20 protein-coding genes, 2 pseudogenes and 1 riboswitch are annotated in these 23,241 nt (G+C 74.2%); of the genes and pseudogenes, 8 read left to right on the top strand and 14 right to left on the bottom strand.

Features of this window, described 5'->3' with window-relative positions; all coding sequences use genetic code 11:
- Positions 1 to 12 precede the first annotated feature (12 nt).
- Positions 13 to 1,686: a phenylacetic acid degradation protein PaaN gene (gene paaN / locus ACIBR0_RS22510; protein WP_396718678.1), complete on the bottom strand. Its 1,674-nt coding sequence runs from the start codon at positions 1,684 to 1,686 to the stop codon at positions 13 to 15.
- Between the two features lie 114 nt (positions 1,687 to 1,800).
- Here paaN and ACIBR0_RS22505 point away from each other — a divergent pair, with 114 nt between their 5' ends.
- Positions 1,801 to 2,295 carry a hypothetical protein gene (locus ACIBR0_RS22505; RefSeq protein ID WP_396718675.1) on the top strand — a complete coding sequence of 165 codons (495 nt, stop codon included), beginning with the start codon at positions 1,801 to 1,803 and terminating at the stop codon, positions 2,293 to 2,295.
- Here ACIBR0_RS22505 and ACIBR0_RS22500 read toward each other — a convergent pair.
- From ACIBR0_RS22500 to ACIBR0_RS22485, 4 genes are all read right to left on the bottom strand, one after another.
- Positions 2,234 to 3,253 carry a GNAT family N-acetyltransferase gene (locus tag ACIBR0_RS22500; RefSeq protein ID WP_396718673.1) on the bottom strand — a complete coding sequence of 340 codons (1,020 nt, stop codon included), beginning with the start codon at positions 3,251 to 3,253 and terminating at the stop codon, positions 2,234 to 2,236. The genes ACIBR0_RS22505 and ACIBR0_RS22500 overlap by 62 nt on opposite strands.
- A gap of 382 nt (positions 3,254 to 3,635) precedes the next feature.
- Positions 3,636 to 4,922, bottom strand: a complete 1,287-nt coding sequence (thrC, locus tag ACIBR0_RS22495; protein ID WP_396718670.1) for a threonine synthase — start codon at positions 4,920 to 4,922, stop codon at positions 3,636 to 3,638.
- A 10-nt stretch (positions 4,923 to 4,932) separates the two neighbouring features.
- A riboswitch (SAM riboswitch) is annotated at positions 4,933 to 5,068 on the bottom strand.
- 133 nt (positions 5,069 to 5,201) lie between these two features.
- Complete coding sequence (locus tag ACIBR0_RS22490; RefSeq protein WP_396718668.1) at positions 5,202 to 6,101, bottom strand: ABC transporter permease; 900 nt, start codon at positions 6,099 to 6,101, stop codon at positions 5,202 to 5,204.
- Positions 6,101 to 8,968, bottom strand: coding sequence for an alpha/beta fold hydrolase (locus ACIBR0_RS22485; protein ID WP_396718666.1), 2,868 nt, complete (start codon positions 8,966 to 8,968; stop codon positions 6,101 to 6,103). Before ACIBR0_RS22485 ends, ACIBR0_RS22490 begins: the two co-directional genes overlap by 1 nt.
- Positions 8,969 to 9,342: 374 nt before the next feature.
- Here ACIBR0_RS22485 and ACIBR0_RS22480 point away from each other — a divergent pair, with 374 nt between their 5' ends.
- From ACIBR0_RS22480 to ACIBR0_RS22450, 7 genes are read left to right on the top strand one after another with little or no spacing between them, the layout of a single operon-like run.
- Positions 9,343 to 10,527 (top strand): hypothetical protein, encoded by a 1,185-nt coding sequence (locus ACIBR0_RS22480; RefSeq protein WP_396718663.1) that lies wholly within the window; start codon positions 9,343 to 9,345, stop codon positions 10,525 to 10,527.
- Positions 10,514 to 13,114 (top strand): nitrate- and nitrite sensing domain-containing protein, encoded by a 2,601-nt coding sequence (locus ACIBR0_RS22475; RefSeq protein ID WP_396718660.1) that lies wholly within the window; start codon positions 10,514 to 10,516, stop codon positions 13,112 to 13,114. Before ACIBR0_RS22480 ends, ACIBR0_RS22475 begins: the two co-directional genes overlap by 14 nt.
- Positions 13,111 to 13,587 (top strand): roadblock/LC7 domain-containing protein, encoded by a 477-nt coding sequence (locus tag ACIBR0_RS22470; RefSeq protein WP_396718658.1) that lies wholly within the window; start codon positions 13,111 to 13,113, stop codon positions 13,585 to 13,587. Before ACIBR0_RS22475 ends, ACIBR0_RS22470 begins: the two co-directional genes overlap by 4 nt.
- Positions 13,584 to 14,072, top strand: a complete 489-nt coding sequence (locus ACIBR0_RS22465) for a DUF742 domain-containing protein (RefSeq protein ID WP_396718656.1) — start codon at positions 13,584 to 13,586, stop codon at positions 14,070 to 14,072. Before ACIBR0_RS22470 ends, ACIBR0_RS22465 begins: the two co-directional genes overlap by 4 nt.
- A complete protein-coding gene (locus tag ACIBR0_RS22460) occupies positions 14,050 to 14,802 on the top strand; it encodes a GTP-binding protein (RefSeq protein ID WP_396718654.1) in 753 nt (250 codons plus the stop codon). Before ACIBR0_RS22465 ends, ACIBR0_RS22460 begins: the two co-directional genes overlap by 23 nt.
- 44 nt (positions 14,803 to 14,846) lie before the next feature.
- Positions 14,847 to 15,527 carry a hypothetical protein gene (locus ACIBR0_RS22455; RefSeq protein WP_396718652.1) on the top strand — a complete coding sequence of 227 codons (681 nt, stop codon included), beginning with the start codon at positions 14,847 to 14,849 and terminating at the stop codon, positions 15,525 to 15,527.
- A gap of 42 nt (positions 15,528 to 15,569) precedes the next feature.
- Complete coding sequence (locus ACIBR0_RS22450; RefSeq protein WP_396718649.1) at positions 15,570 to 17,900, top strand: AAA family ATPase; 2,331 nt, start codon at positions 15,570 to 15,572, stop codon at positions 17,898 to 17,900.
- Between the two features lie 386 nt (positions 17,901 to 18,286).
- Here ACIBR0_RS22450 and ACIBR0_RS22445 read toward each other — a convergent pair whose 3' ends face one another.
- From ACIBR0_RS22445 to ACIBR0_RS22405, 9 genes and pseudogenes are all read right to left on the bottom strand, one after another.
- On the bottom strand, positions 18,287 to 18,640 hold the full coding sequence (locus tag ACIBR0_RS22445) for a gas vesicle protein K (RefSeq protein WP_357040368.1): 354 nt from the start codon (positions 18,638 to 18,640) through the stop codon (positions 18,287 to 18,289).
- Entirely contained in the window at positions 18,637 to 18,894 is a 258-nt protein-coding gene (locus ACIBR0_RS22440; RefSeq protein WP_396718646.1) for a gas vesicle protein, read from the bottom strand. Before ACIBR0_RS22440 ends, ACIBR0_RS22445 begins: the two co-directional genes overlap by 4 nt.
- Positions 18,895 to 18,913: 19 nt before the next feature.
- Entirely contained in the window at positions 18,914 to 19,744 is an 831-nt protein-coding gene (locus ACIBR0_RS22435; RefSeq protein ID WP_396718644.1) for a GvpL/GvpF family gas vesicle protein, read from the bottom strand.
- Positions 19,745 to 19,898: 154 nt separating this feature from the next.
- A pseudogene (gvpJ, locus tag ACIBR0_RS22430) lies at positions 19,899 to 20,051 on the bottom strand (gas vesicle protein GvpJ); the annotation flags it as partial.
- Positions 20,052 to 20,094: 43 nt separating this feature from the next.
- Positions 20,095 to 20,451 (bottom strand): gas vesicle protein, encoded by a 357-nt coding sequence (locus tag ACIBR0_RS22425; RefSeq protein WP_357040356.1) that lies wholly within the window; start codon positions 20,449 to 20,451, stop codon positions 20,095 to 20,097.
- Positions 20,420 to 20,812 carry a gas vesicle protein GvpG gene (locus ACIBR0_RS22420; protein ID WP_396718642.1) on the bottom strand — a complete coding sequence of 131 codons (393 nt, stop codon included), beginning with the start codon at positions 20,810 to 20,812 and terminating at the stop codon, positions 20,420 to 20,422. Before ACIBR0_RS22420 ends, ACIBR0_RS22425 begins: the two co-directional genes overlap by 32 nt.
- Positions 20,813 to 20,815: 3 nt before the next feature.
- Positions 20,816 to 21,571 (bottom strand): GvpL/GvpF family gas vesicle protein, encoded by a 756-nt coding sequence (locus ACIBR0_RS22415; RefSeq protein ID WP_396718639.1) that lies wholly within the window; start codon positions 21,569 to 21,571, stop codon positions 20,816 to 20,818.
- Positions 21,572 to 21,812: 241 nt separating this feature from the next.
- Positions 21,813 to 22,028: pseudogene (gvpJ, locus tag ACIBR0_RS22410) on the bottom strand (gas vesicle protein GvpJ); the annotation flags it as partial.
- Entirely contained in the window at positions 22,025 to 23,239 is a 1,215-nt protein-coding gene (locus tag ACIBR0_RS22405; protein WP_396718840.1) for an SRPBCC family protein, read from the bottom strand. The gene ACIBR0_RS22405 and the pseudogene gvpJ (ACIBR0_RS22410), both read right to left, overlap by 4 nt.
- Positions 23,240 to 23,241 lie beyond the last annotated feature (2 nt).

Here is a 23,241-nt window from a genome sequence, read left to right as displayed (position 1 = left end):
GGGCCCTTCCTTTCAGGCGTGGCGGCGGCTCTGGACGACACGGAAGCGGTTCGCCACGTAGGCGCCGTCGGTGAGGGCCGAGTTGGCCGCCGGGTTGGCGCCGCTGCCGTGGAAGTCGGAGAACGCCGCCGACTGGTTCACGAACACGCCGCCGGTCAGGTTGCAGGACAGGTGCACGCCGACCTCGATGGCCGTCGCCTCGGCGGCGTCCAGCACCGCCTCGTCGGTGGAGTAGACCGCCGCGGTGAGGGCACCCTTCTCGCCGACCGTCGAACGCAGGATCTCCAGGCTGTGCGCGGTGGAGTCGGTCGCGATGGCGAAGGAGATCGGCCCGAACCACTCCCGCGAGTAGGTGGCGTTGTCGTCGGCGGCGAGCTTGACGATCGTCGGCGTACGCACCACGGCGCCCGGGAAGGCGGGGTGCTCGACCGTACGCGACTCCAGCACCGGCTCACCGACCTTGGTGATCTCGTCGAGCCGCTCCAGCACCCCGTCGTTGACGATCGCGCCGGTCAGTTCCACGCCGCGGGCCGGGTCGGCGGTGAGCTTCCCGACCGCCGCCGCGATGCCCCCCGCCACCTCGTCGAAGCTCTTGTGCCCCTGGTCGGTCTCGATGCCGCCCGAGGGGATCAGGATGTTCTGCGAGGTGGTGCACATCTGGCCGCTGTACAGGGTCAGCGTGAAGCCGAGGTTGCGGCACATGCCGGCGAAGTCGTCGGTGGAGTCGACCACGACGGTGTTGAGGCCGGCCTTCTCCGTGTAGACGGCGGCCTGCCGCGCGTTGGCCTCCAGCCAGTCGCCGTACTCGGTGGAGCCGGTGAAGTCGACGATCCGTACGGACGGGTGCAGGGCCAGGGTCGAGGCGAGCGTCTCGCCGGGGGCCTCGGCCGCGAGCAGCACCAGGTTCGGGTCGAACCCGGCCTCCGCGAGCACCTCCCGGGCGTAGCGCACGGTGATCGCGAGCGGCAGCACCGCGCGCGGGTGCGGCTTGACGACCACCGGGTTGCCGGTGACCAGCGAGGCGAAGAGCCCCGGGTAGGAGTTCCAGGTCGGGAAGGTGTTGCAGCCGATCACCAGCGCGACGCCCCGGGGGACCACGTGGAACGTCTTGGTCATCCGCAGCGGGTCACCCTTGCCGGCGGCCTTCTCCCAGCCGGCCGTGCCGGGATGGCGGGTCATCTCCGCGTACGCGTAGGCGACCGCCTCGAGCGCGCGGTCGAGCGCGTGCGCGCCGCCGGCCTGGAAGGCCATCACGAACGCCTGGCCGCTGGTGAACTGCACGGCGTTGGCCAGCTCGAAGATGTGCTTGTGGACCCGGTCGAGGATCTCCAGGCAGACGCCCGCGCGGGCCTGCGGGCCGGCGTCGCGCCAGGCGGGCAGGGCGGCGGTCGCGGCGCCGACGAGCTGGTCGGCGGCGGCGTGCGGGTAGCGCACGCCCAGTTCCAGGCCGAACGGACTCGCCTCGGTGGCGACCGTGCCGCCGTCACCGGGCTGGTCGAGGGGGAAGTCGCCGTGCAGGTACGCCTCGAAGGCGGCCCTGCCGTCGGCGGCTGCGGTCTCGCCGTACACGCGCGGGCTGGGTGACTCGGGGTAGGCGGACCAGTACCCCCGCTCCGTGATCGCGGTCAGCGCGCGGTTGAGGGTCTCGGCGTGCCTGTCGTACAGGGGGTGCGGGGTCTCCGTCATGCCCGCCATCATGCAACAGAAAGCCCCCAGATCAGTAGAGCAGTGTCACAACACGGATCGTCAGCGGCCGGTCGCCCGATGGCGGCCGTGGACGACCGGTCGCATGCTGGGGTGGTGCGGCAGCGGACCTGCGCCCGGGCCACCTGGCTCAACGGCACCACCCTGGTCGGGCTGGTGCTGGCCACGCTGACCCGGACCCGGCGGCTGCGCACGCCGGACGGGGTGATCGTGGCCGGCGGCTACCGCCTGCGGATACCCCGTCAGGAGTGCTTCACGGTGGGCTCGGTGGTGTTGACCCGCCGGCCGCCGGAGTGGCTGCTCCACCCGGACCGGGCCGACCTGCTCGGTCACGAGCTGCGGCACGCCCGGCAGTACGCGCTGCTCGGGCCCCTGTTCTGGCCCGCGTACTGGCTGGCGTGCCTCTGGTCGTACGGCCTGACCGGCAGTTACGGGCGAGGGAACACGTTCGAGCGGCGGGCGGGTCTGGCCGCCGGCGGCTACGGCGAGCCGGTGCTGCGACCGTGGGCCGCGCGGGCGGCGAGCCTGCTCAGAGGACGAGCTGCCAGTCCGTCCAGCCGTCGACGGCCCGGAAACCCATCCGCTCGTTGATGCTGATCATGTAGTCGTTGACGGCGGCGTTCCACGTGTCGATCGCGGTCAGCTGCGGTTCACGGGCCAACGCGTACCGGAGATTCTCGATCTTGACGAGCAGGCCGAGCCGATGGCCGCGATGGTCCGGGTCGACGATGGTGGTCTGCTGCCAGGCGTGCCACGGTGCCGACGCGCCCACGTCGAGCATCGTCCAGGCGACCAGCCGCCCGGTCGCCGGGTCCACGGCGCCGTGGTGGTAGGCCCGCCGGCCCCTGGCCGCCAGGACGACCTCGATGCCGCGGATGCGGTCCGTGTCGATCTTCTCGGGTTCCATCTCCAGGTCACCCATCGGCGCGTCGGAGATGATCCGGCTCTCCAGCCGGGCCACGTCGGCGACGTACTCGTCGGGGACCGGACCGTGCCAGCCGACCACCCGGTAGCCGGCGGCGCGCGACCGGGCTTCGGCCAGCGCCTCGTCCAGCGCGGCGTGGTCGAGCCGGGCGGTGTCCAACCGGCGGCGGACCTCCGCCAGCGCCGGCTTCGCGCCGGTCGTCGCCGAGAAGGCCGCGCCGGCCTCCGGTCGCGCCGGCCCGCCGGGCAGCGTCGCCACCGCGTCCCAGATCAGCTTCTTACGGCCGTGCTCCACGGCGACCTGCCGGGCGTACGCGAAGAGCGCCCGACCGGCACCACGCCGCCGGTGCTCGGGGTAGACCTCGACGAGGACGCTGGCGAGGTCGGTGTTGTCCAGCTGCGACAGCCGCACCTGGACGCGCCCGACGGCCACCCCGTCGATCCGGCCCAGCGCGTGCACGAAGACGTTGCCGGGCATGGGATGCGCCAGCGTCACGCCGAACTCGGCCCGGTCGGGCACCGGGAAGTCGGGCTGGTCGGCGGCCCCGACGGCGGCGGAGATGCAGTGTGCCTCGTCGACCGCGGCCGGGTCGGCGGTGTCGAAGGGCGCGACGACGATGCTCATGTGGCGAGGATGCCCCGGAGAAACACCGAGGGCCAGCGATTTAACCGCTGGCCCTCGGAACGTTGGTCGGGAGGGACGATCGCACAACGCCTCCGGCGTTGGGTCGTAAGAACTATCAAAGTCTCCGGCGAAACGCCCTCCCGCACGGAGCATCTTGCGCCGCCCGGTTCCTGTCGTCAAGTCCTTGACGGCGCGTTTTCCGCACTCACCGCGAAAAGCCGGTTACCGCGCGGATCGGCCCGATCCCCCGTCCGGGCGAGCCACCCCTCGACCGAAGCGCCTCCGGCGCGGCTGACCAGCCATGTTCGTCTGCACCGGAGCGGTCGACGGTGTGGCGTGTCGGACCGCTCGCGTGCAGACGAACATGGCGGGACGTGCCTCGTCAGCCGAGGAGGCCGGCGTCGCGGGCGGCGCGCAGGGACGGCTTGATGCGGTGGGTCGGGCCGACCTCGGCGGCCACCGCGTCGAGGGTCTTCAGGCCCTCACCGGTGTTGAACACGACGGTCTCGGCGGTCGGGTCGAGCCTGCCGGACTCCACGAGCTTGCGCAGCACCGCCACGGTCACCCCGCCGGCGGTCTCGGCGAACACGCCCGTCGTCCGGGCCAGCAGCCGGATGCCGGCGCGGATCTCGTCGTCGTCGACGTACTCCATCCAGCCACCGGTACGCCGTACCGCCTCCAGCGCGTACACGCCGGCGGCCGGGTCGCCGATGTTGAGCGACTTGGCGATGCCGGTCGGCTTGACCGGGGTGATCGTGTCGCTGTCGGCGTGCAGGGCCGTGGCGATCGGGTTGCAGCCGGCCGACTGGGCGCCGAAGACCTTCCAGCCGCCGGCCGGTGCCTCGACCAGGCCGATCTCGACCAGCTCGGAGAACGCCTTGTCAATCTTCGTGAGCAGCTCGCCGGAGGCCATCGGGATGACCACCTGGGCGGGGATACGCCAGCCGAGCTGCTCGGCCACCTCGTAGCCGAGAGTCTTGGAGCCCTCGGCGTAGTACGGCCGGACGTTCACGTTCACGAACGCGGTGTCCTCGAACTCGTCGGTCTCCACCAGTTCGCCGCAGAGGCGGTTCACGTCGTCGTACGAGCCGTCGATGGCGACCAGCTCGCCGCCGTAGACGGCGGTGGTCACGACCTTGCCCTGCTCCAGGTCGCTGGGGATGAAGACCACCGAGGGCGTGCCGGCGCGGGCCGCGTGCGCGGCGACCGAGTTGGCCAGGTTCCCGGTGGAGGCACAGGCGAAGCGGGTGAAGCCGAGCGCCTTGGCGGCGGTCAGCGCGACGGACACCACCCGGTCCTTGAACGAGTGGGTGGGATTCGCGCTGTCGTCCTTGACCCACAGCGGCGCGGTGATGCCCAGCTCGGCGGCGAGGTGCGGGGCGGCGACCAGCGGGGTGAGCCCCGGATCCAGGGTGACCCGGGTGGCCGGGTCCTGGCCGGCGGGCAGCAGCGCCGCGTACCGCCAGATGTTCTGCGGGCCGGCCTCGATCTGCTCGCGGGTGACGGCGGCCAGCGCGGCGGTGTCGTAGTCGACCTCCAGCGGCCCGAAACACTCGTAACAGGCGTGCTGGGCGGCCAGCGGGTAGCGCGCCGAACAGGCGCGGCAGGCCAGGGCGCGGGCGGGGCTGGCGGTGGTGTCGATGCCGGAGGGGGCGAGCGTCGACGTCATGTCGAGAGTCCTCTCATCTTTCCCCGCATCGCACGGTGCGGCGGGGACGGAATTGGCACCTGCCCCGCCGGTCGCTCAGCGATGAGCGCGCGGGGTGGTTGCCGGGGCGTCGTCGGGCCGTATCCCTCAGCCCCTCTGGATGAGGTATGCAGTTGTGCCACCGAGTCTATGCAATGCCGGCCGGCACACCCAGCCGGGTTCCCAGCTTGTGGGCGTGGCGCAGCGACGTTAAGAGGGGACCCTTCCTCTACCGCAGGCGTTAAGAAGGGGCCCTTCCTTTCAGCTCGTCACGTCCTTGCGGGTGAAGCGCCAGTAGGCCAGGCCCCAGAACAGGGTCGCGTAGCTGATCGCGGAGATGCAGCCCCGGACCACGTCGTCGGTCTGCACCGGTGTCGACAGCAGGCCCAGCCAGGCGGTGCTGAAGTGGGTCGGCAGGAACGCCCGGATCGCGCCGAGCGCGGTGATCTGGTCGAGGATGCTGGACAGGATCCACAGCAGCACGGCGCCGCCGACCGCGCCGAGCGCGGCGTCCGTCGTCACCGACAGCAGGAACGCCAGGCCGGCCACCACCAGGAGTACGACCGCCAGGTAGCCGAGCACCGCGAGCAGCCGCAGCAGGCCCTCCCCCGGCTCCAGCTGGGCGGCGACGGTGCTGCGCAGCGGCTCCCAGCCGTACCGGAGGGTGCCGATGAGCAGGGCGGTACCGGCGAGCAGCACCAGCGCGATCGCCGAGTACGCGAGCGCCACCAGCAGCTTCACGGTGAGCAGCCGGGCCCGGGGCACCGGCACGGCCAGCAGGTAGCGCAGGCTCCCCCAGCTCGCCTCGCTGGCCACCGTGTCGCCGCAGAACAGCGCCACCACCACGACCAGCAGGAACCCCGCCGACACGAAGAGGGTGAACAGCGTGAAGTTCAGCCCGCCGGAGGTGGCCAGGTCGACCAGGCTGCTGAACTCGTTGTTGCCGTTGTCGTCGTCGTCACCGGTGTCGAACTGGAACGCGATCAGGATGATCAAGGGCAGCAGCACCATGAACCCGAGCGCGAGCTGCGTACGCCGCCGGGACGCCTGCCGCCGGAACTCGGCGACGAACGGCATCGTGGCCGAGGGCCGGTAGCCGGCCGCCGCGCCGGACGGGTGCACCGACCCCGTGGTGGTCTCCCCGCCCGTCGATCCCGCCATCACCGGTCCCCGCTTCCCCGAGAGTTCTCGCCCACCAGGGCGAGGAACGCGTCCTCCAGGCGGCGCCTCGGCACCACCCGGTCCACCCCGATGCCGGCCCGCACCAGCTCGGCCACCACCTCGCTGCGCGCGGTGCCGTTGGTGTCCACCACGAGCTGCCCCTCGGAGTCGGGCAGCACCCGTACCCCGTCCAGGCGGTCCAGCACTGTCCGGGCCGCGGTCGGGTCGCTGACCTCGAAGAGCACGCTCGGCGACTCTCCGACGATCTCCTCGACCGGCCCGGAGGCGACGATCCGGCCCTTGTTCACCACCACCGCGTGCGTGCAGGTCTGCTCCACCTCGGCCAGGAGGTGGCTGGAGACCAGCACCGCCCGTCCGTCCGTGGCGTACCGCTGGAGCACCCGGCGCATCTCGGCGATCTGCGGCGGGTCCAGGCCGTCGGTGGGCTCGTCGAGGACCAGCAGCTCGGGCAGGCCGAGCATGGCCTGCGCGATGGCCAGTCGCTGCCGCATGCCGTGGCTGTAGTTCTTCGTCCGGCGGTGCACCGACGAGCCGAGGCCGGCGATGTCCAGCGCCTCGTCGAAGTGCGCGTCCTCCCACGGCCGGCCGGTCGCCCGCCAGTACGCCTTCAGGTTGTCCAGACCGGACAGGTGCGGCAGGAAGCCGGGCCCCTCGACGAGCGCGCCGATCCGGGACAGCACCGGGGAACCGGGCACCAGCCGGTGCCCGAAGACGTAGATCTCGCCGGCGGTGGGCTGGGTCAGCCCCATCAGGACCCGCAGGGTGGTGGTCTTGCCGGCGCCGTTGGGGCCGAGCAGGCCCACCACCTGACCGGGGTGGACCTCGAAGTCCACGTTCGACACGGCGACGAAGCCGTCGGCGTACTCCTTGCGCAACTCGCGCACGGCGAGCGGGGTGTCCGCGTACGCCGGGTGGACGGAGCTGACCTGGCGGCGCTGCCGGCGGCGGACGACGGCGACGACCACGACGAGCCCGAGCACGATGGCGGCGAGCAGGCCGGCGAGGATCCAGCGCCAGAGGGCGGCGGCGGTGGGGATCGGCTCGCCGTCGACCGTGGGCAGGCCGACCGCGCCGTCGGCGAGGGCCACCGTGTGCACGGCCGGCTCGACCGGGGTGGCGTACGCCTGGTCGGAGGTGGCCACGACCACGCGGAGCCGGTGCCCGGCCTCGATCCGGCGGACGATCGCCGGCAGGGTGACCGTCACCGGCTGCGCGGCCTCGACGTCGCGCGGCAGGCCGGTGAGCCGGACCGGCGCGACCAGGCCGTTGGGCAGGGTGGCCGCGCCGTTCGGGTCGACGTCGTAGAGCTTGACGAAGAGCACCGCCTCGCCGGTCGCGGAGGCGGCCCGGATGCGCACCGTCGGTGCGCCCACCACGTCCACCGCCTCGGGCAGTGGCGCGGACTCGAACCGGGCGTGCTGCCCCGGTATGTCGCCGGCGACGCCGCTGAGCAGCGACGAGAGTTCACCGGCGAAGGGCACCGAGGAGATCGCGGCCGGGTTGCCGGCGGGCGGGTTGGCGACCGGCTGCGGCGGGCCGGCGACGACGACGTCCCGCCGGCCGGTGCCGGCGGTGCCGGGGTAGTCGGTGGTGCGGTAGCCGGTGGCGACCAGACCCCGGTCGAGCGCGTCGAAACCGGCGATGCGGGACCAGGTGAAGTCGTCGCCCGGGGTGTCGCCCTCGCCCTTGACGTAGTGGTCGAGCCACTGCACGGTCAGGAACTTCACCCGGTCCGAGTCGGTCTTCGGCCCCTCACCCCCGTCGTGGCCGCCGGTGAACCAGGCGACCCGCACCGGTGTGCCGTTCGCGGCGATGCCGCGCGCGTTGGCGTCCGCCTCGGCGAGCGGGAAGAGGGTGTCCGCCTCGCCCTGGACCAGCAGGGTCGGTGCGGTGATCCGGTCGAGCACGCCGGCCGGGCTGGAGCGGCGCAGCAGGTCCACCGCCGCCCGGTCGCCGCGGCCGGTGGTGGCGATGCGCAGGTACGCGGCGCAGACGTCGGCGGCGAACCGGCCGCAGGCCGGATCGGCTGCCCCGGCCGGAGCGGCGCCCGGACCGCTCCCCGGGCCGGCGCCCGGCCCCGGGCTGGGCGGGCCGGCCGACGCGGGCGCACCCTCCGACCGGGCACCGGTCGCACCGGAGATCCCGGCCGGTCCGGTGCCGGCGTTGCCGCCGCCACCGAAGAACAGCCCGGCCCAGCCGGACTTGAACACGCCCTCGGTGGTGTCCCGGCCGCTGCTCTCCGGCAGGAACGCCCGGGACAGGTCGTTCCAGGTGATCATCGGGACGATCGCGTCCACGCGCTTGTCCTGGGCCGCGAGCAGCAGGGCGAGCCCGCCACCGTACGAGCCGCCGACGACGCCCACGCTCGGGTCACCGGCGGCGTCGGTACGGATCTCGGGCCGGGCGGCGAGCCAGTCCAGCAGCCGCTCGGCGTCGCGTACCTCGTAGTCGGGGTTGTCCAGGTGGATCTGCCCGCCGCTGCGGCCGAAGCCGCGGGCCGTCCACGTCAGGACGGCGTACCCGCGACCGGCGAACTCCTCCGCGTCCGAGCGCACCGACTCCTTGGTGCCGCCGAAGCCGTGTGCGAGCAGCACCGCCGGGACCTTGTCGCCGGCGGAGGCCCCCTCGGGCAGGTAGAGCGTGGTGTCCAGGTCGACCGGCTCGTTGCCGGCCGGGCCGGAACGGACGGTCAGGACGGCGGACTCGGTGCGGACGTCCGGCCCCTGCGGTCGTACCGCCCAGACCACCGCCCCGACGAGCAGCACGGCGACCGCCGTGGCGGCGACGGCACGGCGGCGGGTGGGCAGGGCACGCCGGATCCACGCGGCCGGCGACGGCGATCTCATGCGGCACACGCTACGGGCCACATCCTGAGCGTTGGCTGAGATCCTCCGTACGTCCGTCCGGTTGCTCCGATCGTCGGGCGGATCGCTGCGAGCGCGGAAGGTCCAGGCCCGTCCCAGCGGGATGAATTCGGATCACGTGAATTCCGATCTTCGGCGGAAATCGGCTCCGATCCATCCATGTCGGTGCGGGAATGGCACGGACGGTGTCCATCTGATCAACGACAGGTGACTTCGCGCGAACTGACGCAAAACTGACTGCCCGGCGGCGCGAAGCCCCCTCCTGGCTTCGGTTAGTTTCCGGTCCGGTGCATGGGACTCGATCGGCGAGCACCACACCGCGACCGGTTCCCCGCCCCCGCCGGAGGAGACTGACCATGACCGTCCCCGCGCCGCGGGTCCGCCGGCGACCCTCCGCCGTCGGCCGTGCTCTGCCACTACTGCTGGTGGTGGCCCTCCTCGCGCCGCTGGCTCTCCTCTTCGTCCAGACCTGGCGCCTCACCGACGACGACCGCGACCTGGTCGTGTCCGAACGTCTCGGCGTCGAGTACCTCCGGGCCCTGGCTCCGGTGACCGACGCGCTGGTGGAGGCCCAGTCCGCCGCCGTGGCAGGGAGGACGGTGTCGGGCGACGAGCTGACCCGGGCGGTGGAGGCGGTCGCCTCGGTCGACGCCCGCATCGGCGACGACCTGCGCGCCCAGGAACGCTGGGCCGGACTGCGGGCCAAACTGGAGGCGCTGTCGGACCGGAGCCCCACGGACCCGGAGACCGCCTACGCCGCCTACGGCGAGACCACCGAGCTGCTGCTGGACCTGCACCGGAAGGTACGGGAGACCTCCGGACTGGTCCGCGACCCCGAGTCCGACTCCTTCTTCCTGCAGGACGGCATCGGCAAGGACCTGCCCCAGGCGATGATCGCCGCCGGCCGGCTCGCCGACCTGACCATCCTGGCCGCGCAGCGGCCGGCCGCCCAGCGGGCCAGGACCGTCGCCGAACTCGCCGGCGTCCGCGTCGCCGCCCTCGCGCCGTCCGCCGACATGGTGACCGACCTGCGGGCGGCGGTGGACAGCTCGGAGAGCACCAACCTCGGCCCCACCGTCCTCACCCCGCTGGACACCTACCAGCGGGCGGTGGAGGCGCTGGCCGCGTACTCGACCCCCACCACGCCGAGCGGCGAGGTGGACGCGGGTCGGCTCGTCGGCGCCCGGACCGCCGTCCAGGCCGCCGGTCGGCAGCTCCAGCCGGTCATCCTCGGTGAACTCGACGCGCTGCTCGCCGACCGCCTCGACGACCTGGACCGGGAGCGCTGGCTGGCGGTGGGCGCCGCCGCGACGGCCGTCCTGCTGCTGGCCGTGCTGGCCGCCATCCTCGTCACCGCCGCCCGGCGGGCCCGCCGCCGCACCGCCGAGGCCCGGGCGACGACCGGGGACTCGGGTCCTCTGCCGTCCGCCCCGTGGCAGGCGCCGGCCGGCCGGCCGGCCGAGCCACGTCCACTCCAGCCGGCCGGTGCGGGCCGGGAGCCGGCATCCGCGCAGTGGGGGCCCTTCGATGCTGCTCGGTAGGCTCCGGATCCGGGGCAAGCTCGCCCTGCTGGTGGTGGTCCCACTGCTCAGCATGGTGGGCCTCGCCGTGCCGGTGGTGCTCGACCGGGTGGCCGCCGCGCAGCGGGCCGGCGACATCGCCGACCAGGTCCGCGTCGCCAGCCGCATCGGCACCCTCGTCCAGGACCTGCAACAGGAACGGATCCTCTCCGTGGGCCTGCTGCTCGGCCGGGTCACCCGGACCGAACTGGTGCAGAAGTCGGCCACCGTGGACGACCGGGTCGCCGACCTGCGGGCCACCCGGGGCGACACGCTGCCCGCGCGGGTCCTCGCCGCGCTCGACGGCGTCCGCAAGCTGACCGACCTGCGGGCCTCGGTCCTCGCGGGAACCGCCACCCCCGACCAGATCATGGCCACCTACGGGCCGGTCAACATGGCGCTGATCGAGTCCCTGCGGCTGCCCTTCACCGTCGACACCAACACCTCGGCCGGGCGACAGGTGCTCGCCCTGGACGGGCTGCTGCGCGCCGACGAGGGGCTGGGCGCCTGCGCCACGCTGATCGTGCTCGTCAAGGCCACCCAGGCCCCGACGGCGGTCACCGCGTACGTCGCGTGCATGTCCGCGCTCCAGGTCGACAACCTGCGGTTCCGAAGCCTGATCACGCCGGAGCAGTACAAGCTGGCGCTGCTCAACGACGCCGCGGTGCAGGCGCGGACCACGCCCGAGTTCCTCACCGCGAGCGTGATCGACCCGATCGGGGCGATCAGGGACGTGCCGCTGGACGCGCTCTTCCCGTCGTCCCGCTCGATGATCACCCTCGGCCAGTTCGTCGAGAAGAAGATCGTCGCGGACGTCATCGCCGAGGTCACCGCCGAGCAGCGGCGGGCGCTGGTCGCCGCGTACCTGGTCGGCGGGGTGGCCCTGCTGATCCTCACCGTGGTGGTGCTGCTGAGTGTGGCCGTCGCCCGGACGGTGGCCCGGCCGCTGACCCGGCTCACCCGGTCGGCCGACCGGGTCGCCCGGGTCGCCGAATCCGAGCTGACCCGGGTCGCCGACGACGAGACGGAGAACGCCCAACCGGTCCGCCTCGACCCCGTCGACGTCCGTGCCCGTGACGAGATCGGCGACCTCGCGCGGGCCTTCGACCGGGTGCAGACCACGGCGGCCCGGCTGGTCGAGCGGCAGGTGGCCGGCCGGCGCAACGTCGCCCAGATGTTCGGGCACGTCGGCCGGCGTACGCAGAACCTCGTCGGCCGGCAGATCGCGCTGATCGACCGGCTGGAGCGGCAGGAGACCGACCCCGGGCGGCTGGAGCACCTGTACCGGCTCGACCACATCTCCAGCCGCCTGCGCCGCAACGCCGGCAGCCTGGTCGTGCTCTCCGGCTCGGCCGGCGACGACCCGCACGTCGCGCCGGTGCCACTGGCGGACGTGGTGCGGCTGGCGCTGGGCGAGATCGAGGACTACACCCGGGTGGACGTGCAGGTCCCGCCGGGTGTGTCGGCGGCGCCCGGCACGGTCGGTGACCTGGTGCTGGCGCTGGCCGAGCTGATGGAGAACGCCACCGTCTTCTCGCCGCCGCACACCCGCGTCACGGTGGCTGGCGAGACGACCGGCATCGGCGCCCGGCTCAGCGTGGTCGACCACGGCATCGGGATGACCGAGGAGCGGCTCTCCGAGGAGAACGCCCGGCTCGCCCGGCGCGAACGACTCGACCTGGCGCCGACCGAGGTGCTGGGCCTCTTCGTGGTGGGCCGACTCGCCCGCCGGCACGGCTGGTCGGTCGATCTCGTACCGACCGCCAGCGGCGGGCTGACCGCCCATCTGGAGATCCCCCAGTCGGCCCTGGTGATCCGCCGGGCGGACCGCGCCGGAGTGACCGTCGCCCGGGCGACCGTCCCGGGGCGGGACCGCAGGTCCCCGGCCGGCATCCTGGACACCGCGCGCGGCGGGCGGGCCCTGGCCGCCGTCGGCGCCGCACCGGAGGCACCGCCGGGCGGGGAGCCGGACGTCCCGTCGCACGGCTTCGATCCGGTCCTGCTCAGCCGGGCCACCCGCAGCATGGAGTCCGGTACGCCGTGGGACGCGTTCGGCGCGGGCGGCAGCGACCCGCGCCCGGCCGCCGCGACGGGTGCCTCCACCGGTGGCACCGCCTTCCTGGAGATCAGCCTGGCGGGCCACGAGGCCACCCGCGACCTGCCGGTCGCCGGTCGCCCGCCGGCCGACCTCGGCGTGCGGCAGCGCGTGCCGGGTGCCAACCTGCCGGCGGGCGCACCGCCGGTGGGTCCGGTGGACGCCACCCACGCCGACCCGGCCGCCGCCCGCGCCCTGGTCGAGGCGTTCGAGTCCGGCGTACGCCGGGCCGAGCTGGCCCGTCCCGCGGGAACCCCGGCGCCCGCCACCGCGGCGGCGCCGGCACGGCCCCGGCTGACCCGGCGGGTGCCCGGGGCCAACCTGACCGTGAGCCCGCCCCGCCAGCCGTCCGTCCAGGACCCCGGCGACCCCGCCGAGGTCCGCGACCTCATCACCGAGTTCGAGGCGGGCGTCGCCCGGGCTCTGCGTGAGGTCAGTCCACACCGCCGCGACGAAGAGGGATCAACACGGTGACAAGCCCCTTCCTGCACGACAACGTCGACCACCAGGCCCACGCCGGGGCGGGCGGGGACCTCAGCCCCGAGGCCCGCACCTTCAACTGGCTGCTGGACTCGTTCACCTCCAGCACGGCCGGCGTGCTGGAGGCGATCGCGGTCTCGTCGGACGGGCTCCTCATGGCCATGTCCTCCATCAAGGACCGCTCCAACGCCGAGCGGCTCGCCGCCGTCGTGTCGGGCATGACGAGCCTCGCCGGCGGCGCCGCCAGCTGGTACGCGCTGGGCGGGCTGAACCGGGTCATCGTCGACATGGCCGAGGGGTACCTGCTGATCAGCGCGATCAGCAGCGGCTCCGTGCTGGGTGTGGTCGCCGACCGCTCGGCGAACCTGGGCACCGTCGCGTACGAGATGACGCTCTTCGCCGGGAGGGCCGGCGGCGCCCTCACTCCGCGCCTGATCGCCGAGTTGAAGAACGCCGTCCAGCAGTGACTCCCGACGTCGCCGGCGAGGATCCGGATCCGGAGCCCGTGATCCGGATCCGTCCCTACCTGCGCTCGCCCGTACCGGCCGGTGAGCCCGGCGCGGTGGGCCTGCCGGCGGCGACGGCCGATCTCGAGCCCGACCCGGAGCGGCCGGCCGGGCCGCGCCCGTTCGTGCTCACCGCCGGGCGGGTGTCCGGCACGGATCCGGCGATCGGCCTGGAAACCCAGGTCACGGCTCGTCCGGCGGCCGAGTGGACGACACCGGCCGCGCGGCTCGCCCCGGAACTCGCGGCGATCGTCGCGCTCTGCGCCGAGCCGATCTCGGTGGCGGAGATCTCGGCCACCATGCGGATGCACTTCGGCGTGACCCGGGTCCTGGTCGGCGACCTGCGCGCCGCCGGGCACCTGGACGTGCACGTCGGCGCCGCCGACGACGCCCTCGACCCCGACATCATCCTGCGAGTGATTGATGGACTCCGTGCGATCTCCTGACTGGCCGGCCGCCCCGCTGGGCGGACTCGCGGCCAACAGCGCCGCCGCCCGCTACGGCGCGCCGACCGGCGGACACCCGCCGGCCGGACACGGCCCGGCCGCGCCACCTCCGCCGTACCGGCCGCCGGGCTCCGCGCCGGAACCGGGCGCCGCGCCCGAGCCGCGCGCCGCACCGCCCATCCCGGTGAAGATCCTGGTGGCCGGCGGTTTCGGGGTGGGCAAGACCACGACGGTCGGCGCGATCTCCGAGATCGCCCCGCTCACCACCGAGGCGGAGATGACCAGCGCCGCGCTGGGCGTCGACGACCCGGGCGTACGCACCACGAAGACCACCACCACGGTGGCGATGGACTTCGGCTGCGTCACCATCGACCGCAGCCTGAAGCTGTACCTGTTCGGCACGCCCGGCCAGGCGCGGTTCGGTTTCATGTGGGACGACCTGGCCCGCGGCGCGCTCGGCGCGCTGGTCGTGGTGGACAGCGCACGCCTGGACGACTGCTACCCGGCGATCGACTTCTTCGAGCGGGGCGGGCTGCCCTTCGTGGTCGGCGTCAACGCCTTCGACGGTCGGGTGGCGCACGACCTCACGGCGATCCGGTGGGCGCTGGCCATCGGCGACCACGTACCCCTGGTGCAGTTCGACGCCCGGGACCGGCTCTCGGTGCGGGACGCCCTCCTGGTCGTCCTGGACCGCGCGCTGGACCGGGCCACCCGGGAGAGGAAGACCTGAACCAAGCGGCGGTCGGACCCGTTTCATGGAAAGGGGTGGTCGTGATGAGAGGTGGGCTGGACGAGACACTGGCCCGACTGGCCCGGCGCGAGGAGGCGCTGCGCCGGCGGGCCGCCGAGGAGGACACGGTCGCCCTCCCCGGCTCGGGCGCACCGCCCGGCGCCGTCACGCTGTCCGACCACCCCACGGCGCCCGGCCCGTCCGCCTCGGGACCCGCGGCGGCCACCGGTCCCGGCACCGCCCTCGGTGGTGGCCGGAACGCGGGGCCCGGCTGGGCGGACGGCCGGGAAGCCGCCCGCACGACCGACGGCGGCCGGCCGCAGCGCGGCCCGGGCGACCGCGACCGGCCGGAGGGAGCCGGTCCTCCGCACTGGACCGACGCCGCCGGTGGCCAGCACCGGGCCGACGACGTCATGTGGCGGGACCCGGTCGAGGAGGTCGCCGAGGTGGTGCGCCGGGTGGTCGCGGAGCACCCGGGAATGGCGGTGTCCGTGCGGGTCGACCACGACGGGCAGGCGTACCCGCTGCGGGTCTCCTGGTCGGGCGGCATCGTCACGGTCAGCGCGGCAGGTGCCGCCGTACCGCCCCCGCCCTGGCCCATGTCGGTGAAGACCGTTCCGGCGTGGACGCCGCAGGACGGACCGACCCCGGACCCCGCGGCCCGGCTGGCGGAGATCATCCGCCAGGATCCCTCGCTCCTCACCGACGACCACCGACCGCGGTGACCGCCGGCCCGCCGAGGTGACTCCGGGGGCTAGGGTCGGGCGGTGGCGGTACCCGACCTGACCCTGACCGCGAGCCTGCGGCCGGCGGCGCTGGACGCCCGGCGCGGCATCGTCCGGCTGCACCCGGAGGTACTCACCGCGCTCGGGCTGCGCCCGGGCGACCCGGTCCGGCTGGCCGGCCGGCGGGTGAGCGCCGGCATCGTGGCGCCGGCCGGGCCCGACGCCGGCACCGGCCTCCTGTACGCCGACGACCTGATGCTGGGCAACCTCGGCATCCGTGACGGCGGAGAGGTGAACGTCAGCCCGGTGCCGGTCACCGCCGCGCGCCGCGTGGTCCTCGCCGGGCCGCCGCCGGTCGTCGCGGTGGTCTCGCCGGAGATGCTGCGGCTCGCCCTGCTCGGCAAGGTGGTAACCGTCCGGGACGACGTGTCGCTGCTGCCGCAGGACGTGCTGCCGGACGCCTCGGTGCGCAGCCTCGTCGAGACGGCGCGACGAAGCCTCTCGAACCGGGTCGGGTACGCCTGGACCAGCACCCTGCTCACCGTGGTCGCCGCCGAGCCGGACACCGCCGCCCTGGTCACCATGGACACCGTGGTGGCCTGGGAGCACGGCCCGGTCACCCACGGCTCCGGCGGTGTCCCGGCCAACGGCTACCCGGCCGGCCGGGCCGGGACGCCCACCCCGACACGGACCGCCGGCCCGCCCGGAGGTGGCGCCGCCACGACGGCCCGCCCCGGAGGCCACGCCACCACCCGTCCCGGAGCCGGCGGCGAGGCGGCCCGACCGGCCGAGGCGACAGGTGTCGACGACGCGCCGTCGGTGGACGAGCTGCCCGGCCTCCGCGCCCAGGCCGAGGAGCTGACCGAGCTGCTCGACCTCGGCTTCCACCATCGCGAGGTGCTGGGCCGGCTGGGCACGACGGTCTCGCTCGGCGTCCTGGTCGACGGCCCGGCCGGTTCGGGCAAGTCCGCGCTGGTCCGCGCCGTGGCCGCCGGGGTCGGCGCGCGGGTCCGCCCGCTCTGGGCGCCCGAGCTGGCCGCGTTGACCAACGAGGCGGCGGCCCAGCGCCTGCGCGACGCCGCCGCCGACGTACGGGCGGGCGGGCCGGCGGTGCTGCTGGTCACCGACGTGGAGGCGCTCGCCCCGGCGGACGAGCCCGGCCCGGTGGCGACGGTCTTCCGGCAGGTGCTCGCCGAGACCCTCCGCGCGGGGGCGGCGGTCGTGTGCACCACCGGCCGCCCGGAGGCCGTCGACCCGGCACTGCGGGCACCGGACCTGCTGTCGCTGCGGATCGGCGTGCCGCTGCCCGACCCCGCGCTGCGACGGGAGCAGTTGACGGTGCTGACCCGGCAGGTCCCGCTGGCGGAGGACGTCCGGTTGGACGAGGTCGCCGGTCGTACGCCCGGGTTCGTCGCCGCGGACCTGGCCGCGCTGGTCCGGGAGGCCGGCGTGCGCGCGGCGCTGCGGCAGAAGTCGGCGGAGCGGCCGACGGTGGCGATGGCGGACTTCACGGCGGCGCTGGAGGTGGTCCGCCCGACGACCATGGCGGCGTCCACCCTGGAGCTGGCCCGGGTGACCCTCGACGACGTGGGCGACCTGGTCGAAGTGAAGCAGACGCTGACCGAGTCGGTGCTGTGGCCGCTCACGTACCCGGACACGTTCGCCCGGCTGGGCGTGCAGCCGCCCCGCGGAGTCCTGCTCTACGGGCCGCCCGGCTGCGGCAAGACCTACCTGGTGACCGCGCTCGCCGGCTCCGGCCGGGCCAACGTGCTGTCGGTGAAGGGCGCCGAGCTGCTGTCGAAGTGGGTGGGCGAGAGCGAGCGCGCCGTACGGGAGCTGTTCCGCCGCGCCCGCGAGGCGGCCCCCACGCTGATCTTCCTGGACGAGGTGGACGCCCTCGCGCCGGTCCGTGGCCAGACCACCGACGGCGGTACGACCGACCGGGTGGTCGCGGCTCTCCTCACCGAACTGGACGGCGTGGAGTCGTTGCGCAACGTGGTGGTGGTCGGTGCGACGAACCGGCCCGACCTGGTCGACCCGGCGCTGCTGCGGCCCGGCCGGTTGGAACGCCTGGTGTACGTGCCGCCGCCGGACGGCCCGGCCCGCGCCGAGATCCTGCGCGCCGCGTCGCGGACCGTACCGCTCGCGCCGGACGTGGACATGGCCGCGCTCGGCGGGGAGCTGGACGGGTTCTCGGCGGCGGACTGCGCGGCGCTGGTGCGGGAGGCGGCGCTCGCCGCGATGCGGGAGTCGCTGACCGCCACGACGGTCACCGCCGCCCACGTGGAGACCGCCCGGCGACGGGTCCGCCCGTCCCTGGACCCGGCGCAGGTGGCCTGGTTGGAGGCGTACGCCGAGGGCCGCCAGGGCTGAACCCGGCCGGTGGTCCTCGACGACGGCCTTCGCGGGCGCTGATCTGACGGGTCGACGGGAGGGGCGTCCCAGCCGCGAAATCTTCCGGTCGGGCACTGTCGAGCTGATGTCGTCAGTGAATCAGCCATGCCCACCGATCCACGGCTCGCCGCAGCCAGGCCCCTTCACCGACCGGGGCATGGATCGGCCAGGACGGGGACCGGCGCGGGTAGCGGCGGGGACGATGCCGCGCAGGCACAGAGACCTGGTTGGGCAGCGGTGGGGGCGACGCGGCCGGGCAGCGCACGGTTCTGATTCATCCACGACATCAGCTCGACAGTGCGCGTGACGACGTGGTCCCACCCGGCCGGAGACCGTACCGGCCACGCGATAGCCGCAGCGCAGCGTCAGTCGGTGGGCAGGAGCGGGCCGAGAGGACCGAGGTCCAGGTTGAGGTCCTCGGGCGACAGCCCGAAGTGCTCGCGGAGCAGCGTCATCTGCTCCTCCAGCGCCATCAGGGTCGTCCCGATCCGCTCGATCTGCTCCTCGGTCAGGTCACCGAGGTCCACCCGGCGCAGCGCCTGCCGTTCCATGAGCTGGCGCAGCAGCTCGACCACGGTCAGCACCAGGCTCGCCAGGCCGCGTTCCACCGAGCCGGGGTCGACCGCGAGCCGCCGGTCCAGCGGGGTGACCCGGGGTTCCCGCCACGACGACTCGCCGAGCGCCGCCGCCAGTTCCGCCGCCTCGTCCCGGTCGGTCATGCCCCCTCCCCCGCGACGACCGCGGCCTCGCCGGCCGCCGGGGCGGGCAGCTCGGGTGCGGCGAGCGCGCCGACCGAGGCGACCAGCGCACGCAGGGAGACCCGGACCAGGTCGACGTCCGCGATCGAGATGGTGATGTCGCCGGAGATCACCACGCCGGTGGCGAGCACCCGGTCGAGCAGGTCCACCAGGGACACGGTCCGGTGGGCGAGCGGGTCGTCGGCGCTGCTCGGCGCGAGGGTGGTCACCGCCATGCCGGCCTCCGCGCCGCGGTCACGCCGGCTCCCGAACGGTGTGCGCGGCCTCCGTCGTGGGTTCCGCCACGAAGGAGTACGGCGGCCACGGGCCGGTCAGCTCCAGCCGGATCTCCGGGTGCCGGTCGGCGAGCGCGTCGACCAGCGCGGAGAACCCCTTCAGGCGGGGCCGGTCGACGAGGTACGCGCCGTTGAGCACCATCGCGGTCGCCGCGCCGGAGAGCCGGCGGTCCTGGGGTGCGTGCCGGCGGGCGGCGACCGCGTACCCGGCGAGGGCCTCGTGCACGGCCGCCGCCGCCTCGGCGGCGATCCGCTGCCCCTCCTCGCGGGCGGTCAACTGGGCCCGGCGCCGCCGCAGGTACGCCGCGCCGGCCCCACCCCCGCCGGCCGGAGCCTCCGCACGGGGTACGGCACCGGGCACCGCGTACCCCTTGACGCCCCACTCCCCGCGACCGTCGAGCCGGTCGAGGGTCGCGGCCAGCTCGTCGTGGCGCTCGACCAGGACGCGGGCCACCCCCTCGTCGCCGTGGTGCACGGTCGCGAGCCGGGCGGGCACGACCGCGCCCGCCCTCGACAGGGCGTCCACCACGGCGTGGTGCGCCCGCGCGGCCCGCTCCAGCCACGCCAGGTCCTCCAGGTTGCGGCGCAGCGCCTCCTCGCCGTACGCGCTCAGCGGCACGGTGCTCACCACGGCGGTCAGGCCCGCGGCCCGCACGGCCCGGACCCGGTCGCCCTCCAGGCCGGCGGTCGCGGCCAGCGTGCCCGGCTCCACGTCGCGCACCACCCCGTGCAACCAGGCACCGGTACGCGGGTCCGCGGCGGCGGTCCCGGCCGGCTCAGGCCAGGTCATCCCACTCCTCCCGGGACGCGGCCCGCCGGGCGATCCGGAGGCGGCGCTCCGCCTCCACCTGCTCCGGGTCCCGGGGACCCGGCTCCACCGGCGGGCGGGCCCGGGAACTGAGCCACGGGTCGTGCTCCCACCAGTCGATGCCGATCTGTCGGGCGGTGTCCACCGAGGCGATGACGAGCCGCAGCTTGAGCGTCAGCAGTTCGATGTCGAGCAGGCTCACCCGGATGTCACCGGCGATCACGATGCCCCGGTCGAGCACCCGTTCCAGGATGTCGCCGAGGTTGGCCGGCTCATGGCCGGCGGGCAGGACCTGCCCGGAGTTCTGCACCACCGAGGGCTGCACGGACACCTCACCCCACCTCGCCCTTCCCACGCTGGTAGCGACGCACGCGGCGGTAGCCGAGCAGGCCGCCCTCGACGTCCAGTTCCACCTCGTAGAGGCCGAGCAGGTCCGTCGAGGCGGGGATGCGGTGGTCCTCGACCACCTCCACCCCGACGAGCCAGCCGTCCCGCACCGACTTCAGCGAGGTGGTCCCGACCGGGTCCCGGCCGGTCAGCTCCACGACCTGCCGCAGCCCCTCCCGGGCGGCCTCGGCCGCCGAGATCGGCTCCAGGTACTCGTCCTCGTCGTCGTACCGGTCGTCGTCGTGGTTCGCCGGCTCGTTCCGGCGGCTCCTACCGCCGTCGCCGCGGATCAGCTGCGTCATGGCCCTCACCTTCCACACCGCCGTCGCGCGCCCGTCCGGTGCTTCGTCGTCGTTCCTTCTCCGCCCCGGCCGCCCGGCGCCGTTCCGCTCCCGGCCGGGCCCGGCGGCCGCCGCCCGTACGGGGCGCCGGCCGCTGGGCGGTGCCGGTCAGCCGGTCCAGCACCTGCTGCTGGCCCCGGTCGCGCTCGGCCGGGGTGATGTCCCCGGTCGCCGCCGCCGCGTCCAGCTCCTCCAACTCCCGGCGTACGTTCGCCGGGTCGACCTGTCGGGACTCCGCCTCCCGCGCGATCACCTTGACCACCGCCGTCAGCCCCCGCACGGGTGCGTACGGCAGGGTCAGCAGCGCCCACAGGATGTCCACCGCTCACCCCGCGAGCTGGTGGGCGCTGACGAAGTCGTACGGGGCCAGCGGGCCGAGCAGACGCGTCCGGATCAGCTCCTGGCGCTGTTCGGCGTACTCCTCCACCGCGCCGACGAACTCGTCCTCGCGGTCCCGTTCCACCAGGAAGGCGGCGTTCGCCGCGTCCATCTCGTTGCTCGGCGGCCGGGGTGCCGCCGCGACGGCCAAGGGCGAGAGCAGGTCCAGGACGTGCCGGTTCTCCGCCTCCCGTGCCAGCTCCACCGCCTGGCTGATCATCTCACCCAGCCGGATGCGCTGCTCCCGGCTCGTCGCCTCCGGCTGGCCCTTCACCTGGTCGGCGAGGTCGGCGGCGGCGGGGTTGTCGGCCAGGATGCCGGCAATGAGCGTCTGCTCGTCGAACCGGGCGTGCACCGTGTACTGGATCCGTCCCTCGAACTCGTCCAGCGCGTCGGCGAACCGGTCCTGGTGGGCGTCGAGCAGGTCGACCACCGCGTCGGTCCCGGTCACCACCGTCCCGAAGCGCACCGGCAGCACCGGCGCGACCGCCACGGTGCCGTCGAGCAGTTCCTGGTACGCGGTCAGGTCCGCGGGGCGTCCGAGCGGCCCTTCGAGGGGCACCTCGCTCACCAGCGCCGCGAGGTCGCCGTGGCGGACCGCGGTGACCTCCCCCGGCGGGTCGCCGACCCCGGGGGCGTCCGGGGTCGGCTCCACGTCGGAGGGCACGATGCCGTAGACGAACAGTCCGGTCTCCTCGGCCATGTCAGCGCTCCTCGTCCCGCCGCCGTCGGGGACGGTCCCGTTCCCGGTCGCGGTCCCGTTCGCGGTCCTGGTCGCGACCGCCGGAGCCGAGTTCGCCGACCGCGTCCTTCACGGCACCGCCGATGGCGCCGACCGTGCTGCCCAGCCCGGATACGGCCTTGCCGGCACCGACCGCCCCGGTCGCCCCGTCGAGCAGGTCGGGCAGGCCCTTCTGGCCCTTGGGGGTGATGTCGTAGCGGTCGACCGCCTCGGCGAACCGCAGGTACGTCTCCACGCTGGCGATGACGATCCGGGCGTTGATCTCCAGGAGCTGGATGCCGACGACCGCCACCGACACCTGGGCGTCGATCACCACGCCCTTGTCCAGGACGGTCTCCACCACGTCGGCCAGATTCGAGCCGGCGCCACCCCGCTCGAGGGCGCCGCCAGGCTGGCCCGTGTTCGTCGCGACGGTCACTGGTCGCGCTCCTCACGCCGACGGCGGACGACCGGGCGGCGCGGCGCCTCCGGGGCACGGCGGGACCGCGGCTCCTCCCGGGACCGGGGCTCCTCGCGGGGTCGCGGCTCCTCCCGGGGCTGGGGTCGACGGGCCCGTTCCGGAGCGCGGCGACGCGGCGGGGCCGGCTCCTCCTCGGGCTCCTCCTCGTCGTACCCCTCGTCGAAGTCCTCGCCCTCGTCGTACTCGTCGTACTCCTCCTCCGGAGGACGACGGCGCGCGGGCGGCCGACGGCGGGCGCGCTCGGCGGGCCGGCGCTCCTCGCGCTCCTCCTCGGGCTCCTCCTCCGGCTGCTCCTCGGCCTGCTCGGGTTCGGCGGCGGCCTTCTCACGGGCCTCCTGCTCCTCGCGGAGGGCGGTCTCGTGGTCCTTGACGACCTGGGAGTCCTCGATCTCGCCACGCCAGCCCTCGACCGAGTCCGGGTCGAGCACGGTGGAGGTCATCACGTGGCGGACGAAGTGCTTCAGCTCCAGCCGGGCCCGCCGCCCCTGGGCGCGCCACAGGTTGCCGGTGTGCTCGAAGAGGCCCTGCGGGTGGTACTCCAGCACCACCAGGATCCGGGTCAGGTCCGGTGACACCTCGTGGAAGCTGACGGTGCCGTCGACCGAACCCTTCTCGCCCTTGGACCGCCAGTGGATCAGCTTGTCCGGGATCTGCCGGACGATCGTCGACTCCCACGTCCGGTGCGACCAGAAGACCTGCGCCTTCCAGGTCATCTTCTCGTCGGAGTCGTTCTCGGCCTGCTCGACCTTCTTCATGAAGCTCGGGAAGTCACCGAACTGGGTCCACTGGTTGTACGCGACCCGTACGGGAACCCCGACCTCGATCGTCTCGACGATGTTGGTGACCTTCTGCTTCTTGCCGCCACCCTTGCCGCCCTTGCCACCGCGGAAGGCCGCCATCACCTTCTCCTTACCGCCGGCCAACCCGGCATGGAACATCGCCTTCATCGGTGAGTCGCCCTGGGCGAGCTTCTGCGCGCCCGTCGCCGCGGCGATCAACCCCGGTCCACCGCCCTGCTGGGCGTAGTCGCTGAGCCGGCCGGTGGCGCCGGTGATCCGGTCGGTCACCACCTGGACGGCGCGTTCGCCGATCGCGTGCGCCAGATTGCGCACCTCACCGCCGAGCTGCGTCCGGACCCGGTCGCCGAGTCCACCCGTGTTCGGTGCCATGG

The sequence above is a fragment of the Micromonospora sp. NPDC049497 genome (assembly GCF_044465805.1).
Classification (GTDB): domain Bacteria; phylum Actinomycetota; class Actinomycetes; order Mycobacteriales; family Micromonosporaceae; genus Micromonospora.
Note: the sequence above shows the minus strand (reverse complement) of the source record. Positions and strands in the feature narration are given on the sequence as shown.